Source organism: Serratia sp. Ag1 (genome assembly GCF_000743355.1).
Classification (GTDB): Bacteria; Pseudomonadota; Gammaproteobacteria; order Enterobacterales; family Enterobacteriaceae; genus Chania.
The window spans coordinates 138,277-154,329 of record NZ_JQEI01000023.1; the positions used below are offsets into that span (position 1 = coordinate 138,277).

Here is a 16,053-nt window from a genome sequence, read left to right on the forward strand (position 1 = left end):
ACTGCGTGAGATTATTTGCTCAAATCGGCTGGTATTTCCGCCGCGAATGGCGTCGCTATCTTGGCGCGGTACTGTTACTGATCATCATTGCTCTGCTGCAACTGTTGCCACCTAAGCTGGTGGGGATCATTGTGGATGGCGTGACCAGCCAACAGATGGCTACCCGCGAACTGTTGGCATGGCTGGGGCTGATGCTTGGTACTGCGGTTTTGGTTTACCTGCTGCGCTATGTGTGGCGGGTGCTGCTGTTTGGTGCGTCCTATCAGCTGGCGGTAGAACTGCGGGAAAATTTTTACCGTCAGCTCAGCCGCCAGAATCCAGCTTTTTATCTGCGTCACCGTACCGGCGATCTGATGGCGCGGGCTACCAACGATGTGGATCGCGTGGTGTTTGCTGCCGGTGAGGGCGTGCTGACGCTGGTGGATTCGATGGTCATGGGCCTGGTGGTGCTGTTGGTGATGAGTACGCAGATCAGTTGGCAACTGACGCTGCTTTCGCTGATCCCGATGCCGATCATGGCGATTGCCATCAAGCACTATGGCGATCAACTGCATCAGCGTTTTAAAGCGGCGCAGGCGGCGTTCTCCAGCCTGAACGATCAGGCGCAAGAAAGTATGACCAGCATTCGCATGATCAAAGCTTTTGGCCTGGAAGATCATCAATCCCATCAGTTTGCCGAGGTTGCGGCGCAAACCGGTGCAAAGAATATGCACGTGGCGCGCGTTGATGCGCGTTTCAATCCCACTATTTATATCGCTATTGGTGCCTCCAACCTGTTGGCGATCGGCGGCGGCAGTTGGATGGTGGTTAACGGTTCACTTACGCTTGGCCAACTCACCAGTTTTGTGATGTATCTCGGCCTGATGATCTGGCCGATGCTGGCGTTGGCGTGGATGTTCAATATCGTGGAGCGTGGCAGTGCGGCCTATAGCCGCATCCGCAGTCTGCTGGCAGAAGCCCCGGCGGTGAAAGACGGTGAACTGGAACTGCCTACCGGGCGTGGTCCACTGGCGGTGGAGATTCACGCTTTCCACTACCCGGAAAACAGCCGGGCCGCGCTGCATGAGGTGGTGCTGCAATTGCAGCCAGGGCAAATGCTTGGCCTGTGTGGGCCGACCGGTGCCGGGAAATCGACCCTGTTGGCCCTGATTCAGCGTCAGTTTGACATTGATGATGGGCAAATCAGTTACCACGGTTTGCCACTCACTGAGATCAAGCTTGATCAATGGCGTTCACGCCTGTCGGTGGTCAGCCAAACGCCGTTCCTGTTTTCCGACAGCGTGGCAAATAACATTGCTCTCGGTAACCCCAGTGCAACGCAGGAGCAAATTGAGCAGGCTGCGCGTTTGGCCAGCGTGCACGAAGATATTCTGCGTTTGCCGCAGGGTTATGAAACCGAAGTGGGCGAACGCGGCGTGATGCTTTCCGGTGGCCAGAAACAGCGTATTTCCATTGCGCGAGCGCTGCTGCTGGAGGCGGAGATCCTGATCCTCGACGATGCACTTTCTGCGGTGGATGGCCGCACAGAACATCAGATCCTGCATAACTTACGCAGTTGGGGGCAAAATCGCACGGTGATTATTAGTGCACACCGCCTTTCGGCACTGACCGAAGCCAGTGAGATTCTGGTGCTGCAACAGGGCACCGTTGCTCAGCGTGGGCAGCACGCGTTATTGGCGGCACAACCCGGTTGGTATCGTGATATGTATCGCTACCAGCAGTTGGAAGCGGCGCTGGATGAAGCCCCGGAAACCGCTGAGGAGGCGCTGGCCGATGAGTAAGATGCAAAAAATGTGGCCGACGTTAAAACGCTTGTTGGCTTACGGTTCACCTTATCGTAAGCCGCTGGGGTTAGCGGTGGTGATGCTGTGGATCGCGGCAGCGGCAGAAGTCGCCGGGCCAATCCTGATCGGCTATTTCATCGATAACTATGTCGCTAAAGGGCAGTTGCCGCTGATGATTGTCAGTGGACTGGCGGTAGCGTATATCCTGCTCGAATTGCTGGCTGCCGCGCTGCAGTATTTCCAGGCACTGCTGTTTAATCGGGCTGCGGTGGGTGTGGTACAGCGCTTGCGTACCGATGTGATGGATGCAGCGCTGCGCCAACCGTTGAGCGCGTTTGATACCCAGCCGGTCGGGCAACTGATATCGCGAGTCACCAACGATACCGAAGTGATTAAAGATCTGTATGTGATGGTGGTGGCCACCGTGCTGAAGAGCGCCGCGTTGATCGGGGCGATGCTGGTGGCGATGTTCAGCCTGGATTGGCGTATGGCACTGGTGGCGGTCTGCATCTTCCCGGCGGTGTTGGTGGTGATGTGGATCTATCAATATTACAGCACGCCGATTGTGCGCCGGGTACGCAGCTATCTGGCGGACATCAATGACGGCTTCAATGAAGTGATCAGCGGAATGGGAGTCATCCAGCAGTTCCGCCAGCAGAAACGTTTTGGTGAACGCATGAGTGCTGCCAGCCGTGCGCATTATAGCGCGCGTATGCAGACGCTGCGCTTGGATGGCTTTCTGTTACGGCCACTGCTCAGCCTGTTCTCTGCCTTGGTGCTGTGTGGCCTGCTGATGCTGTTTGGTTTCAGCGGCGAAGGGGTGATCGGCGTGGGTGTGCTATACGCCTTTATCAACTATCTTGGCCGCTTGAATGAACCCTTGATTGAGTTGACTTCGCAGCAATCGATCCTGCAACAGGCGGTGGTGGCCGGTGAGCGCATTTTTGAATTGATGGACCGTAGCCAGCAGAGCTATGGAGCGGACGAGCACCGTTTGGCAAGTGGTTGCATTGAGATCGACGATCTGAGCTTTGCCTATCGTGATGATCAAAAGGTATTACAGCATATCTCGCTGAGCGTACCGTCGCGGGGTTTTGTCGCGCTGGTGGGGCATACCGGTAGCGGCAAGAGCACACTGGCTAACCTGCTGATGGGGTATTACCCGGTAAATAGCGGGGAAATACGCGTGGATGGGCGTCCGTTGCCCAGCCTTTCGCACCGTACTTTGCGCCAGGGCATCGCCATGGTGCAACAGGATCCGGTGGTGGTCGCCGAGTCGGTACTGGCGAACGTCACCTTAGGCCGTAACATCAGTGAAGAGGCCGTGTGGCAGGCGCTGGAGGCGGTACAACTGGCTGAACTGGTGCGCTCATTCCCGCAGGGGATTCAGACGCGGTTGGGCGAGCAGGGGAATAATCTGTCCGTTGGTCAAAAACAGTTGTTGGCAATGGCACGCGTGTTGGTGCAGGTTCCGCAGATCCTAATTCTGGACGAAGCGACGGCAAATATTGATTCAGGTACGGAACAGGCGATCCAGCGTGCATTGCGTCTGATCCGCGAGCACACCACGCTGGTGGTGATTGCACATCGTCTTTCTACTATCGTCGAGGCTGATTCGATCCTGGTGTTGCACCGTGGTCATGCGGTGGAGCAAGGCAATCACCAGCAGTTGTTGGCGCAACAGGGCCGTTACTACCAGATGTACCAATTGCAGCTGGCGGGTGAAGAGCTGGCTCTGGCTGCTGCCACGCGCGAAGAAATTCAACCGGCATAAGTTCTCCCGCCTGCAGGCGGGAGTCTAACCACTCAATGCACTTTTTCAACGCGTGTTGCACTATTATGGTGCATATTCCTCCGTCAGCGATTCGCTCCCTCCCTTTTACTGACCTGCAGGTCTTACTCAATATCCGTAATGGCATGAGTTTTAATAATAAATAATTTGTGGCATAGCCTTTGCTTTACAGAAATCACACCGAGTGAGTTTTTGGGCTTAATGCGTGGAGAGGCAATATGAAGCTGGTTACCGTGGTGATTAAACCATTCAAGTTGGAGGACGTGCGTGAAGCTCTCTCCTCTATTGGTATTCAGGGTTTGACTGTCACTGAAGTCAAAGGGTTTGGTCGCCAGAAAGGGCATGCAGAGCTCTATCGCGGAGCGGAATACAGCGTCAATTTCTTGCCTAAAGTCAAAATCGATATTGCCATCGCCGACGACCAGTTAGATGAAGTGATTGAGGTGATCAGTAAAGCGGCTTACACCGGCAAAATTGGCGATGGCAAAATTTTCGTTGCCGAATTGCAACGTGTCATTCGCATTCGTACCGGCGAAACAGACGAAGCGGCACTGTAATCACGGGCTCAGTAAAGTAAATGGGGATGGTTGATAATGAAAAAACTTTTATCCATGTTGGGCCTGAGTACGGCAACCCTGGTTCCTTCTTTGGCCCTGGCCGCTCCGGCGGTAGCAGACAAAGCTGATAATGCCTTCATGATGATTTGTACCGCGTTGGTCTTGTTTATGACCTTACCCGGCGTCGCGCTGTTTTACGGGGGCTTGCTGCGGGCTAAAAACGTGCTCTCAATGCTGACCCAGGTGACCGTGACCTTCGCTCTGGTGTGCGTGCTGTGGGTGCTGTATGGCTACAGTTTCGCCTTCAGCGAAGGTAATGCTTTCTTTGGCGGCTTCCAGACGGTGATGCTGAAAGGGATTGGCATTGACAGTGTAACTGGCACATTTAGCCAATTGATCCACGTGGCGTTCCAGGCTTCGTTTGCTTGTATCACCGTGGCACTGGTGGTTGGGGGCGTTGCAGAACGTATTCGTTTCTCTGCCGTTGTGATTTTTGCCGCCATCTGGTTCACCCTTTCTTACCTGCCGATTGCGCACATGGTCTGGGGCGGTGGTCTGTTAGCCAGCGACGGAGCACTGGATTTTGCCGGGGGCACAGTAGTGCATATCAACGCCGCCAGTGCCGGTTTGATTGGTGCCTACTTGCTGGGCAAGCGTGCTGGTTTTGGCAAAGAAGCGTTTAAACCACATAACCTGCCGATGGTGTTTACCGGGGCTTCTATCCTGTATATCGGCTGGTTTGGTTTCAATGCGGGTTCTGCCAGTGCGGCTAACGGCGTTGCTGCCTTGGCATTCTTGAACACGGTGATAGCCACGGCGGGCGCGATCCTCTCTTGGACCTTTGCTGAGTGGATTCTGCGTGGTAAACCTTCTCTGCTGGGTGCCTGTTCCGGTTGTATCGCGGGTCTGGTGGCGATTACCCCAGCAGCGGGTACTGTTGGTGTGGGCGGTGCGCTGATTATCGGCCTGGTAGGCGGTATTGCTGGCCTGTGGGGTGTGGTCAGCCTGAAGAAATGGCTGAAAGTGGACGACACTTGTGATGTGTTTGGCGTTCACGGCGTGTGCGGTATCGTGGGTTGTCTGTTGACCGGGGTGTTCACCGCCTCTTCGCTTGGTGGTGCGGGCTACGCTGCTGGTGTCACTATGGCGCATCAGGTCTGGATCCAGTTGCTGAGCGTGGTGATTACTCTGGTGTGGTCAAGCGTGGCGGCGTTTATTGCCTTCAAGGTGGCGGATATGGTGGTTGGGCTGCGTGTTCCGGAAGAGCAGGAACGTGAAGGTCTGGACGTCAACAGCCACGGCGAGAATGCCTACAACCAGTAATAGGCTGAATGGGTAACGGTAATGATGCAGAAGGGCGATGGCGACATCGCCCTTCTCTGTTATGCGTCGCGCTGACGGATAACGCCTTCCTGCACCGTGGTGGCAACCAACACCCCTGTGCGGGTGTAAAACTGGCCGCGCACAAAACCACGGGCACCAGAAGCTGAAGAGCTTTCTACCACGTACAGTAACCAGTCATCCAGGCGGAATGGGCGATGGAACCACATAGAGTGATCGATAGTGGCTACCTGCATGCCTGGTTCAAGAAACCCAACGCCGTGCGGCTGCAATGCCGTTGGCAGGAAGTTGAAATCTGACGCATAACCCAACAGGTATTGATGGATGCGTAAATCATCTGGCATGGTGCCGTTAGAACGGAACCACACGTGTCGATAGGGTTCCTCAACACTTCCTTTCATCGGGTTGTGAAATTTTACCGGGCGCATCTCAATCGGTTTTTGGCCGATAAACTTTTCCCGCACCTTTTCTGGCAGCATGTGTGATAGCTTTTGAGCGATTTCCGATTCTGACATCAGCCCTTCTGGCGGTGGCACATCAGGCATCGTGTTTTGGTGCTCAAACCCTTGCTCCTGAGTTTGGAACGATGCGGTCATGTAGAAGATCGGCTTACCATGTTGAATAGCGCTGACGCGGCGGGCACTGAAACTATTGCCATCGCGCAGGTTTTCAACTTCATAAACAATCGGTTGACTACTGTCGCCGGGGCGGAGGAAATAGCTGTGAAAGGAGTGGATGCTGCGCTCTTCAGGTGCAGTCTGCTTGGCGGCATACAGCGCTTGGCCAACGACTTGGCCGCCAAATACCTGGCGTAATCCCAGATCTTCGCTTTGCCCACGATACAAACCTTCTTCAATTTTTTCCAAATTCAGCAGGTTGAGGAGGTTTTGTAATGCCTGACTCATAAAGTAGTAACCCTTTTCATCATCATAGTGCTCAGTGAATGTGTGGAATTTTACGATAAAACGGCAATATAAATGCTTTTTACCAGCTCCAACTATAAATTCGTAGATCGATGCCACCTTGCTCGGTGAATATAATGCCTTCTGCGAGCAGCGCTTCTTTTTGCCTGGTGTGATCCTCGCCACGCAGCGAAATCTGGCCGTGGCGATTGATGACGCGATGCCAGGGTAAGGTACTGCCTTCTGGCAACTTTTTCAGAACCCCGCCTACCTGGCGCGCGGCGCGCGATGAACCTGCCAGCCGAGCGACGTCACCGTAAGTTGTTACCTTGCCGTAAGGGATAGCGGCAATGACGTGAAATACACGTTGACGAAATGTCGCGTCTTCTAGAGGCATGTTTTTCTTCCTACTGCATAAATCAGTGAAGAGAAGTGTGCCACAGCCTGGGTGGGTAAGAAAACAGCGGTTGACCTGGGTTGGCTTGCTATTTAGGTAACCATCACCGATAATGCCCGTCGCTTCGTCAGTCAATGAAGCCGTCAATGGGGGCCCTGTTGGTTCTCCCGCAACACTAATTTGTGAACTCGGTCAGGTCCGGAAGGAAGCAGCCGTAGCAGACGACGTGTGTGCCGGGATGTAGCTGGCAGGGTCCCCACCAATTCAGCCCCTAATTCCCCCTAATGCTGACCACTCTTATTCTATCTGCGTGATGGAATCATTGTTTGTCGCCGTTCGATACTGACTACTTTTAGTCTGCAATTATTTTGAACGTAAACCATACAGATGGCATTGGATTGCTTGCTAAGAGATTATCGTGCTTAAAGGCAGAAACATCAGTAGATAATTATACCTATGATTTAATGGTGTACCGTCAGATTTGTCAGCTTGAAATTGCATCGGTCTTGGTTTGTTTGCAATTAGTGACCATTATTTTCACCACAGTAACATAATGACTCATTTGGGTGGTGGAAATTTAACCGCCATTCATTTGCTGTAACCACTACTTAACGCCGCTGTAGCGTTAATGCGCAGCGTAAACATACCGGACATGCTTAATTGAAAAAACGTTTACGGTTAATTCAAAAAGCCTGCTTACGGCACAGCAAAAGCCTATACTTTTAAGCTAAAGACTTAATCAAAACGGCGAGCGAAGCCGATAATAATATCGGCTCAACGCAGTGATTCTTTGATTATCTTACAAATTTCCAGACGGCAACTGGGATTTTATCGTACAGTTTGTTCATGGTCAGTTCAGCAAGGCGATGATCTGCCGCTGAGTAGAACAATTCCAGTTCATCGTTAGAAAGTTCATACTTGTTTTTTTCTATAACGCGTTCAAGAGTGTCAATCGTAGTGCATTTACGCAGACGCATCAGATAGTCAGTTTTCGTCATGGTAACCTTTAATCTTTTTAACCATAGTTGTCTGGGGATAAGTATCCCCTAATTTTTCATCGTCGTACAGACGCCCTCTCCAGAGAACATTCTGAATAATCGCGCCTTGGTTTTTTGCCAACGGCGCAAGTCGGAGTCATTAATACCATAGCTGCTAAATAGCGTGTAGGTATCATCGAGATACTCTTCGACTAACTCTGACAAATCACTTTCGTCCATGTATTTAATTCTAAAGCTCATTACAAACGAAGCAATATGTTCAATCAACTCATTAAGCTGCAAATTGACGGAGGAGGTTGGATCGTTTACCCACCCATGGTTGCTGTCACCCAAGGTGAGCATACCTTCGTCAGACAAATTTTCACACAAGAATTTGAGTTGCGCAATATCATGCCTTTTAGGCGAATACTCATCCATATCATCCCCCGTAAGTCTTAATTTCGGTGTTGATAACACTCTGTGAGTACATTGATTTACATTGTAGACGATAGCTGCTTAACCATGGCTAAATAAACTATCCTTATAATTAATATAAATCATTTTTTGCCATCTAGCCTGTCGCTATTACTCAAACTTACAATTCATTGGTAACTGATGTAGCAAGTTACTGATTACGCCAAATACCCTGCAAGTTTCCATCGTGACAAATGTATAGGAATCACTAATGTATTCATAAGCACCGTCGTCTGGGATTGTGCTAAAAATCAACTGCCGCCTATAGTAACCTATTGAATGCTATTGTCTGTTAAAAGGTTCATCTAAAATGTCTCTAATGGTTTACTCGGCCAGTTGTTTTCTTTCAGTAGGCGTTTGTCTTACTGCTTGGCATTGATCTCAACCAGGATTACTTATTAATAATCATTCTTTAAGTATTTACAGAAGGTGTGCTTACGCTTAAACGACAAAACAAGGCTCTGTGCAGCAGGTATACCTGAATTTTCCACCACCAACCTTCCTATCTTACTCCTTTTTTGCCCATTGTTGGGCAAATTTTTCAGAGAATAGGTTTTTACCATCCGCTCATGCTTATGTATACCCTAAATTTGATTAATTAGTGGTGTGACAAGTTGGGAGGAAGTTTCTTAGATTATTGTCGCTACTGCGAGAAGGTGTCGCTGGGGATATGAAAGCCCCGTTGAACCGCAACGAGGCTTCAGGCGTTAACGTTTTTTCTTGCGCCCTTGTACTGCTTTGAATCGGGGGTTGGATTTACAGATCACGTAGATACGGCCATGGCGACGTACCACTTTACAATCTGGATGGCGGCGTTTTGCCGAACGTAATGAACTCAGAACTTGCATAATGATCCCTATGATTTTTTTCTGGCCAGGAAGCTGCCAAAGCGTTGCTGGAAGCGGGCGGTGCTGCCTTCTTTTGAGAACTCTTTTTGCTTGCCGGTATAGTACGGATGCGAAGCTGAAGAGATATCGAGCGTGACATAGGGCCAGTGTTGGCCGTCAAGCTCGATCGTACGCTCGGTTTTAATGGTCGAACCTATTTTGAAATAGGTATCTGCGCTGAGATCGTGGAATACCACGGTGCGATAGTTTGGATGGATGCCTGTTTGCATAAACGCCTTTATTGATATGTTATAACGTATCAATAAATATAAATCGCAGTGAGAAACAGAGCAAGGGGAAAATGCGATCACAGGTTATCTAAGGAGGGGGATTGGTAGTTATCGCATGGTAGGTAAAAGAAAAAGGCCGCATCAGAGTGCGGCCTTGGTTTTATGATACAGAACGGTATCAGTGATGTTCAACCTGATGACTGTGCTCGATGTCTTCAGCCTTTCTACCGAAGCGGCGGCGAACCACCACGAAGAACACTGGTACAAAGAAGATCGCCAAGACAGTAGCAGCAATCATCCCACCCATAACACCCGTACCTACGGCATTCTGTGCGCCAGAGCCCGCACCGCTACTGATAACCAGCGGCAGTACCCCGAGGATAAAGGCCAGAGATGTCATCAGGATGGGGCGCAGACGCATGCGTACTGCTTCCAGTGTGCCCTCGATCAGACCTTTACCTTCTTTTTCCATCAGGTCTTTGGCAAATTCCACAATCAATATTGCGTTCTTTGCCGACAGCCCAATGGTGGTCAACAGGCCCACCTGGAAGTAAACGTCGTTTTCCAACCCTCGCATGGTTGCTGCTAACAGAGCGCCGACTACCCCTAATGGCACCACCAGCATCACCGAGAATGGAATCGACCAGCTTTCGTACAGAGCCGCCAGACACAAGAACACCACGATCAACGAGATGGCATACAGTGACGGAGCCTGGTTGCCGGACAGACGTTCCTGATAGGACATACCGGTCCAGTCATAACCCACGCCGCTTGGCAGTTTGGACGCCAACTCTTCCATCATGTTCATGGCTTCACCGGTACTTCTGCCAGGAGCGGCCTGACCGAGGATTTCCATGGATGGCAATCCGTTATAACGTTCCAGACGAGGTGAACCAAACTCCCATCGCGCACTAGAAAACGCAGAGAAAGGCACCATCTGGCCGGAACTGCCACGTACATACCAGTTATCAATATCACCCGGCAACATACGGAACGGAGCTGCGGACTGCAGATAAACTTTCTTCACACGCCCACGATCGATGAAATCGTTGACGTAAGCTCCACCCAACGCTGAGCTTAAGGTGGTATTGATATCGCTCAGGGAAACGCCCAGTGCTAAAGCTTTCTCCTGGTCGATCTCCAGTTTGAACTGCGGGGTATCCTCCAGGCCGTTAGGGCGTACACCGACCAGTAAGTCAGGGTGTTGTGCCACCATGCCTAACAGTTGGTTGCGTGCCTGGGTCAATTTTTCATGCCCCAGGTTACCCTGGTCGATCAACTGGAAGTCAAAACCGGTTGCGGTACCCAGTTCAACAATCGCTGGCAGGTTAAAGGCGAATACCAAACCATCCTTGATTTGTGAAAATGCCCCCATGGCCCGGCCTACGATAGCTGGCACTTTGTTTTGCTCGCCGCTACGTTCAGACCAGTCTTTCAGGCTGACGAAAGCCAGGCCGGTGTTCTGCCCTTGGCCGCTGAAGCCGAAACCGTTAACGGTAAACACCGAGTTAACGTTGTCTTTCTCCTTGGTCAGGAAGTAATGGTTGACTTCATCCAGGACTTTTTGGGTACGTTCTTGCGTTGCGCCCGCTGGCATTTGCACCATGGTTAACAGCATGCCCTGGTCTTCTTCCGGCAGGAACGAAGAAGGCAGACGCAGGAACAGCAGGCCCATACCGACCACGATCAGCAGGTAAATCACCAGATAACGGCCAGTGCTGCGCAGAATATTCGCTACGCTGTCGGTGTAATGGTGAGTACTCTTTTCAAACAGACGGTTAAACCAGCCGAAGAACCCGGTAGTGACGCCATGACTGCCTTTCTCGATGGGTTTGAGCATCGTGGCACACAGCGCAGGTGTCAGAATCAAGGCTACCAGCACTGACAGCACCATGGCAGAAACAATGGTGATTGAGAACTGACGGTAGATGGCACCGGTTGAGCCGCCGAAGAAGGCCATGGGGACAAATACCGCCGACAGCACCAGAGCGATCCCCACCAGCGCACCCTGGATCTGATCCATGGATTTTCGGGTGGCTTCTTTCGGTGGTAAACCTTCTTCCGCCATCACACGTTCGACGTTTTCCACCACCACGATGGCGTCATCCACCAGTAGGCCGATCGCCAGCACCATGCCAAACATCGTCAAGGTGTTAATCGAATAGCCAAAGGTAGCCAGAATCGCGAACGTTCCCAATAAAACCACCGGCACGGCGATCGTCGGGATCAAGGTGGCGCGGAAGTTCTGCAGGAACAGATACATCACCATGAACACCAGAATGATCGCTTCAATCAGCGTTTTCACCACTTCGTTAATCGAGATTTTAACGAAGGGAGTGGTGTCATAGGGGTAAACCACTTTCAGGCTGGACGGGAAGAACGGCTCGAGTTTGGCCAATTCTGCCTTCACAGCGGCTGCCGTATTCAACGCGTTGGCACCGGTCGCCAGTTTGATACCAATACCGGAAGCCGGTTTGCCGTTGAAGCGAGCGATCACGTTGTAGCTTTCACCGCCCAATTCAACTTTGGCAACGTCGCGCAAGCGTACCTGTGAGCCATCATTGTTGACCTTCAGCATTATTTTGCTGAATTCTTCTGGTGAGGTCAGGCGAGTCTGTGCGATGATCGAGGCATTTAACTGCTGGCCTTTAACCGGGGGAGTCCCACCAAGCTGGCCTGCGGCGATCTGGTTGTTCTGCACTCTGATTGCAGTAATCACATCTCCCGGCGTCAACTGGAAGTTGTTCAACTTGTTCGGATCCAGCCAGATACGCATCGCATATTGGGAGCCGAATAGCTGAACGGTACCGACACCAGAGGTACGGCTGATAGGATCCTTGATATTGGAACCCACGTAGTCCGCGATGTCTTCCTGCGTCATGCTGCCGTCTTCAGAAATAAAACCGGCAACCATCAGGAAGCTGCTGCTCGATTTCTCCACGCTGACGCCCTGTTGCTGCACTTCCTGCGGCAACAGTGGCATCGCCAGTTGCAGTTTGTTCTGCACCTGTACCTGCGCGATATCCGGATCGGTGCCTGAGTTGAACGTCAGCGTGATCTGAACGTTACCAGACGAATCACTGCTGGAGGACATGTACAGCAGGCCATCGATACCGTTCATATTCTGTTCGATAACCTGCGTTACGGTATCCTGCACCGTTTTGGCATCAGCACCCGGGTAGTTAGCGGAAATCGTCACTGCCGGTGGGGCAATAGTGGGATATTGCGCAATAGGCAGCTTCATTATCGACAAGATGCCTGCCAGCATAATAATGATGGCAATGACCCATGCGAAAATGGGGCGATCTATAAAGAACTTAGCCATGTATTACCGGCTCCTTTTTTATGACTTCTTCGCGGATTCAGGCTGAGTCTGAGCAGGTGCCTGGCTGTCAGCCTCTTGCGCTTTCACCTGAGCACCTGGTCTGATCTTCTGCAAGCCAGTGACAATCACACGGTCGCCAGCTTTCAGGCCAGCGGTCACAAGCCATTTATCGCCGATGGCCTGCGTGGCGGTCAGCGTACGCAACTCTACCTTATCGTCAGCGCCAACTACCAAGGCCGTTGCTTCACCGCGTGGGTTGCGCGTTATGCCTTGCTGTGGAACCAGTAAGGCTTCGCTGCGGACGCCTTCATCCAGACGGGCACGAACGAACATGCCTGGCAACAGCGCATCCTTTGGATTAGGGAAGATCGCGCGGATAGTGATAGAGCCGGTGGTTTGATCGACCGTGACGTCAGAAAACTCCAACGTACCTTCATGCGCATATTCCTGCCCGTTTTCCAGCAGCAGTTTCACCTTGGCTTTGCCGTTCTCCTGCTGCAGGGTGCCATCAGCCAGTTCCTGTTTCAGGCGCAGAAAATCATTGCTGGACTGAGTCACATCCACGTACATCGGATCAAGCTGTTGCACGGTGGTCATGGCAACGGCTTGACCGCTGGAAACCAGCGCACCCTCGGTGACGGTAGAGATCCCGGTACGGCCAGAGATGGGTGAAGTCACTTTGGTGTAAGCCAGATTGATACGTGCAGCTTCTACCGCAGCCTTGGCAGCCACAACGGCGGCATTGGTTTGCATCTGTGTTGAAACGGCAGTGTCATAATCCTGCTTACTGACGTAGTTGGTACCCAGTAACGGTTTGTAGCGAGCAACGGTCAGGCGGGCGATTTCTGCAGCGGCCTGAGCTTTTGCCAACTCACCTTTGGCGCTGTCATAAGCGGCTTGATAAGGAGCTGGGTCGATTTGATACAGTGAAACCCCCGCCTTGATATCGCTGCCTTCGGTGAAGTTACGCTTCAGGATAATACCATTCACCTGAGGGCGAACTTCGGCGATGCGGTATGCTGCAGTGCGGCCAGGCAGGTCGGTAGTAATGTTAAGAGGTTCAGCTTTTAGCGTCACGACACCCACGGTAGGAGCGGGATGTTGGGCACCTTGTTGCTGGGTTTCTGTGTCGTTACATCCTGTAAGCACTAAGCTGCCTGAAAGCATCAGAACCGCCGCCAGAGGCGTTAACCCTCTGTTTTTGTTCATAGAAAAACCTCAAGTGTCCGATTTCAAAATGATCAATGGATCACAAGCTTTAAAACCCATTGCTGCGTTAATCTTATGTGCGTGCTATGGTACATACATTCGCGAATGTATGTAAATCACACTTCCCCTAAAAAGCAATGTCATGGCACGAAAAACCAAACAGCAGGCGCTAGAAACACGGCAGCAGATCCTTGACGCTGCTGTGAGAGAATTCTCTGAGCGTGGCGTTTCAGCAACGTCACTAACAGATATTGCTACCGCTGCGGGGGTTACACGTGGAGCAATTTACTGGCATTTCAAAAACAAGGTAGACCTGTTCAGCGAGGTCTGTGAATTGTCAGAGTCGAAAATAGGCGACCTGGAGGTAGAGTATCAGGCAAAGTATCCTGATAATCCACTGCGTATTTTAAGGGAAATCCTGATTTACATTCTGACAGCGACGGTAATTGATAGCCGCCGTCGCGATCTGATGGAGATCGTTTTTCACAAGTGCGAGTTTGTCGGTGAAATGATGCCGTTTCATGATGCCCGCAAAATACTTTATCTCGAGGGTTATGAGCGTATCGAAAGCGTGCTGCGTAACGGGATGAATCATGGCCAACTGCCTGCCGATCTCCACACGCGTCGTGCCGCTATCATATTACATGCCTACGTTACGGGGTTGATGGAGAACTGGCTATTTATGCCGGAAAGCTTTGATCTGAAAGCCGAAGCGAGCGTATTGGTTGATGCCTTCATCGATATGGTGCAACTCAGCCCGAGCTTGCGCACGCAACCGCACGAGCAGGCAGAGTGCCCCCCTTTATAAAGGAGAGTTTTATGTCATCTGTTTTACTGATTGCCAATGGTGCGGCTTACGGTCAGGAATCATTGTTCAATGCGCTGCGCTTGGCGATTAGCCTGAAAGAACAGCAACCTGGCCTTAATCTCAGGCTGTTTCTGATGTCTGACGCTGTCGTTGCTGGGCTCGCCGGGCAGCAGCCACGTGAGGGGTATCACCTGCAGCAGATGCTGGAGATCCTGACGGCACAGCAGGTCACGGTAAAATTGTGTAAAACCTGCACCGACGCCCGAGGCATCAGCCAACTGAAGCTGGCCGATGGCGTTGAAATTGGTACGCTGGTTGAACTGGCCCAGTGGACGTTAGCGGCTGAAAAGGTGCTGACCTTCTGACTTTTCTTTAATCGATTTGGCAATAAAGCGGGCATAAGCTGGGAATAAAGGCAGTGACCGGCTGCGCGGCCCGCTATGATTGTTGGCTGGTGGTCTGATAGTGCGACATAACGCTCGCACGCTGAACTTTTTCCTGATAATCCCTTTTGACGATGTCCAATGCTGCCAGCGCCGTTGCCGGATCGATTTCGTTACACTCCAGCAGGTAAATCAGATCTACCGCCAGTTGCAGTTCTGGAGAAGCATTTTCTATAGACATAGGTCCAACGTGTTGAGTGAATGAGTATCGGGTAGATCGTTTTGGTGAGTATAGTGAACATCACGTCGGTCAGGGAATAATCATTCAAATAATGTGATAACTATTCAAAAACCGTTTTCTTTTCGTTCAATATTACGCTCAATGCGCGCTAATGCTTGCCGACAACGCATCAAGCGACCTTCCAATGCCGCCAATTCTTGCTGAAGCTTTTTCTGCGCCGCAAAAGTGGTTTGCTGCCCCAACAGGTTTTCACGATCCTCTATCATCGCAATCAAGCGGCGCTCATAATCCTGGTGTTCGGCCAGTTTATGATACAAATCGACGGCAACCCCTTCTTTTGACTGATTTTCTCGCCTGATCCCCAGAGTTGCGATCTCACGCTGCAATGCGGTGATCTGGGCAATCAGTTTTTCCGCCAGAAACGCGACGTGAGCGGTTCGGTTATCTTTTACCGCGTTCTGTAACTGAGCAAAATTCTTGCGAACCTCTGCCAGATAATCACGCAGGCGCGTACCGTGGTTGGAAAATAGCGTGGCGTCAAAGCGTGCCTGTGGGATTGCTTCATCGCTACGGGGTTGCACTTCGCTGGCTAACGTGGCGATCTGCTGTTCAAGGGCTTGTAGCAAGCGCTGCGTACTCACATGATGTCCTTTGAGGAAACAATTTGTCGTTAAGCTTGCCCGTGAACGGCATTTGAAACAAGCAGGGCGTGGGGAACTGGCTGGCAGAACAAAAGCTGGCGATAA

General features: G+C 51.5%; 16 protein-coding genes and 1 other RNA gene. 7 read left to right on the top strand and 10 right to left on the bottom strand.

Annotated features, from left to right (window positions below; all coding sequences use genetic code 11):
- The first annotated feature begins 5 nt into the window (after nucleotides 1-5).
- From IV04_RS13955 to amtB, 4 genes are all read left to right on the top strand, one after another.
- Entirely contained in the window at nucleotides 6-1,781 is a 1,776-nt protein-coding gene (locus tag IV04_RS13955; RefSeq protein ID WP_037394596.1) for a SmdA family multidrug ABC transporter permease/ATP-binding protein, read from the top strand.
- Nucleotides 1,774-3,558, top strand: coding sequence for a SmdB family multidrug efflux ABC transporter permease/ATP-binding protein (locus IV04_RS13960; RefSeq protein ID WP_037394593.1), 1,785 nt, complete (start codon nucleotides 1,774-1,776; stop codon nucleotides 3,556-3,558). The genes IV04_RS13955 and IV04_RS13960 overlap by 8 nt, the downstream gene beginning before the upstream one ends.
- A 236-nt stretch (nucleotides 3,559-3,794) precedes the next feature.
- Nucleotides 3,795-4,133 (top strand): P-II family nitrogen regulator, encoded by a 339-nt coding sequence (gene glnK, locus IV04_RS13965; protein ID WP_037394591.1) that lies wholly within the window; start codon nucleotides 3,795-3,797, stop codon nucleotides 4,131-4,133.
- A 36-nt stretch (nucleotides 4,134-4,169) separates the two neighbouring features.
- Entirely contained in the window at nucleotides 4,170-5,456 is a 1,287-nt protein-coding gene (gene amtB / locus IV04_RS13970) for an ammonium transporter AmtB (RefSeq protein WP_037394588.1), read from the top strand.
- Nucleotides 5,457-5,515: 59 nt separating this feature from the next.
- Here amtB and tesB read toward each other — a convergent pair whose 3' ends face one another.
- Nucleotides 5,516-6,379 (bottom strand): acyl-CoA thioesterase II, encoded by an 864-nt coding sequence (gene tesB / locus IV04_RS13975; RefSeq protein WP_037394586.1) that lies wholly within the window; start codon nucleotides 6,377-6,379, stop codon nucleotides 5,516-5,518.
- A 79-nt stretch (nucleotides 6,380-6,458) separates the two neighbouring features.
- On the bottom strand, nucleotides 6,459-6,773 hold the full coding sequence (locus tag IV04_RS13980) for an MGMT family protein (RefSeq protein ID WP_037394584.1): 315 nt from the start codon (nucleotides 6,771-6,773) through the stop codon (nucleotides 6,459-6,461).
- Nucleotides 6,774-6,929: 156 nt separating this feature from the next.
- Between IV04_RS13980 and ffs the strand changes: the two genes are divergently transcribed.
- Nucleotides 6,930-7,026: signal recognition particle sRNA small type (ffs, locus tag IV04_RS25265), an RNA gene on the top strand.
- 541 nt (nucleotides 7,027-7,567) lie between these two features.
- On the opposite strand, the gene IV04_RS13985 is transcribed toward ffs, so the two are convergent.
- The 6 genes from IV04_RS13985 to IV04_RS14005 form a co-directional block, all read right to left on the bottom strand.
- On the bottom strand, nucleotides 7,568-7,771 hold the full coding sequence (locus tag IV04_RS13985) for an HHA domain-containing protein (protein ID WP_037394583.1): 204 nt from the start codon (nucleotides 7,769-7,771) through the stop codon (nucleotides 7,568-7,570).
- 48 nt (nucleotides 7,772-7,819) lie between these two features.
- On the bottom strand, nucleotides 7,820-8,188 hold the full coding sequence (gene tomB / locus IV04_RS13990; protein WP_037394581.1) for an Hha toxicity modulator TomB: 369 nt from the start codon (nucleotides 8,186-8,188) through the stop codon (nucleotides 7,820-7,822).
- Between the two features lie 743 nt (nucleotides 8,189-8,931).
- Nucleotides 8,932-9,072: a type B 50S ribosomal protein L36 gene (gene ykgO / locus IV04_RS25270; protein WP_072010890.1), complete on the bottom strand. Its 141-nt coding sequence runs from the start codon at nucleotides 9,070-9,072 to the stop codon at nucleotides 8,932-8,934.
- 8 nt (nucleotides 9,073-9,080) lie between these two features.
- A complete protein-coding gene (locus IV04_RS13995) occupies nucleotides 9,081-9,341 on the bottom strand; it encodes a type B 50S ribosomal protein L31 (protein WP_037394580.1) in 261 nt (86 codons plus the stop codon).
- Between the two features lie 178 nt (nucleotides 9,342-9,519).
- Nucleotides 9,520-12,666: a multidrug efflux RND transporter permease subunit AcrB gene (gene acrB, locus IV04_RS14000; RefSeq protein ID WP_037394579.1), complete on the bottom strand. Its 3,147-nt coding sequence runs from the start codon at nucleotides 12,664-12,666 to the stop codon at nucleotides 9,520-9,522.
- 18 nt (nucleotides 12,667-12,684) lie between these two features.
- Nucleotides 12,685-13,875: an efflux RND transporter periplasmic adaptor subunit gene (locus tag IV04_RS14005; protein WP_037394576.1), complete on the bottom strand. Its 1,191-nt coding sequence runs from the start codon at nucleotides 13,873-13,875 to the stop codon at nucleotides 12,685-12,687.
- Between the two features lie 142 nt (nucleotides 13,876-14,017).
- Between IV04_RS14005 and acrR the strand changes: the two genes are divergently transcribed.
- Nucleotides 14,018-14,683 carry a multidrug efflux transporter transcriptional repressor AcrR gene (acrR, locus tag IV04_RS14010; RefSeq protein WP_037394573.1) on the top strand — a complete coding sequence of 222 codons (666 nt, stop codon included), beginning with the start codon at nucleotides 14,018-14,020 and terminating at the stop codon, nucleotides 14,681-14,683.
- An 11-nt stretch (nucleotides 14,684-14,694) separates the two neighbouring features.
- Complete coding sequence (locus IV04_RS14015) at nucleotides 14,695-15,048, top strand: DsrE/DsrF/TusD sulfur relay family protein (RefSeq protein WP_037394570.1); 354 nt, start codon at nucleotides 14,695-14,697, stop codon at nucleotides 15,046-15,048.
- Nucleotides 15,049-15,121: 73 nt separating this feature from the next.
- Here the strand turns inward: IV04_RS14015 and rsmS are convergent, their stop codons facing one another.
- Both rsmS and priC read right to left on the bottom strand, forming a co-directional pair.
- Nucleotides 15,122-15,307 carry a pleiotropic regulatory protein RsmS gene (gene rsmS, locus IV04_RS14020; RefSeq protein WP_037394567.1) on the bottom strand — a complete coding sequence of 62 codons (186 nt, stop codon included), beginning with the start codon at nucleotides 15,305-15,307 and terminating at the stop codon, nucleotides 15,122-15,124.
- 104 nt (nucleotides 15,308-15,411) lie between these two features.
- Nucleotides 15,412-15,948 (bottom strand): primosomal replication protein PriC, encoded by a 537-nt coding sequence (gene priC, locus IV04_RS14025; protein WP_037394563.1) that lies wholly within the window; start codon nucleotides 15,946-15,948, stop codon nucleotides 15,412-15,414.
- Nucleotides 15,949-16,053 lie beyond the last annotated feature (105 nt).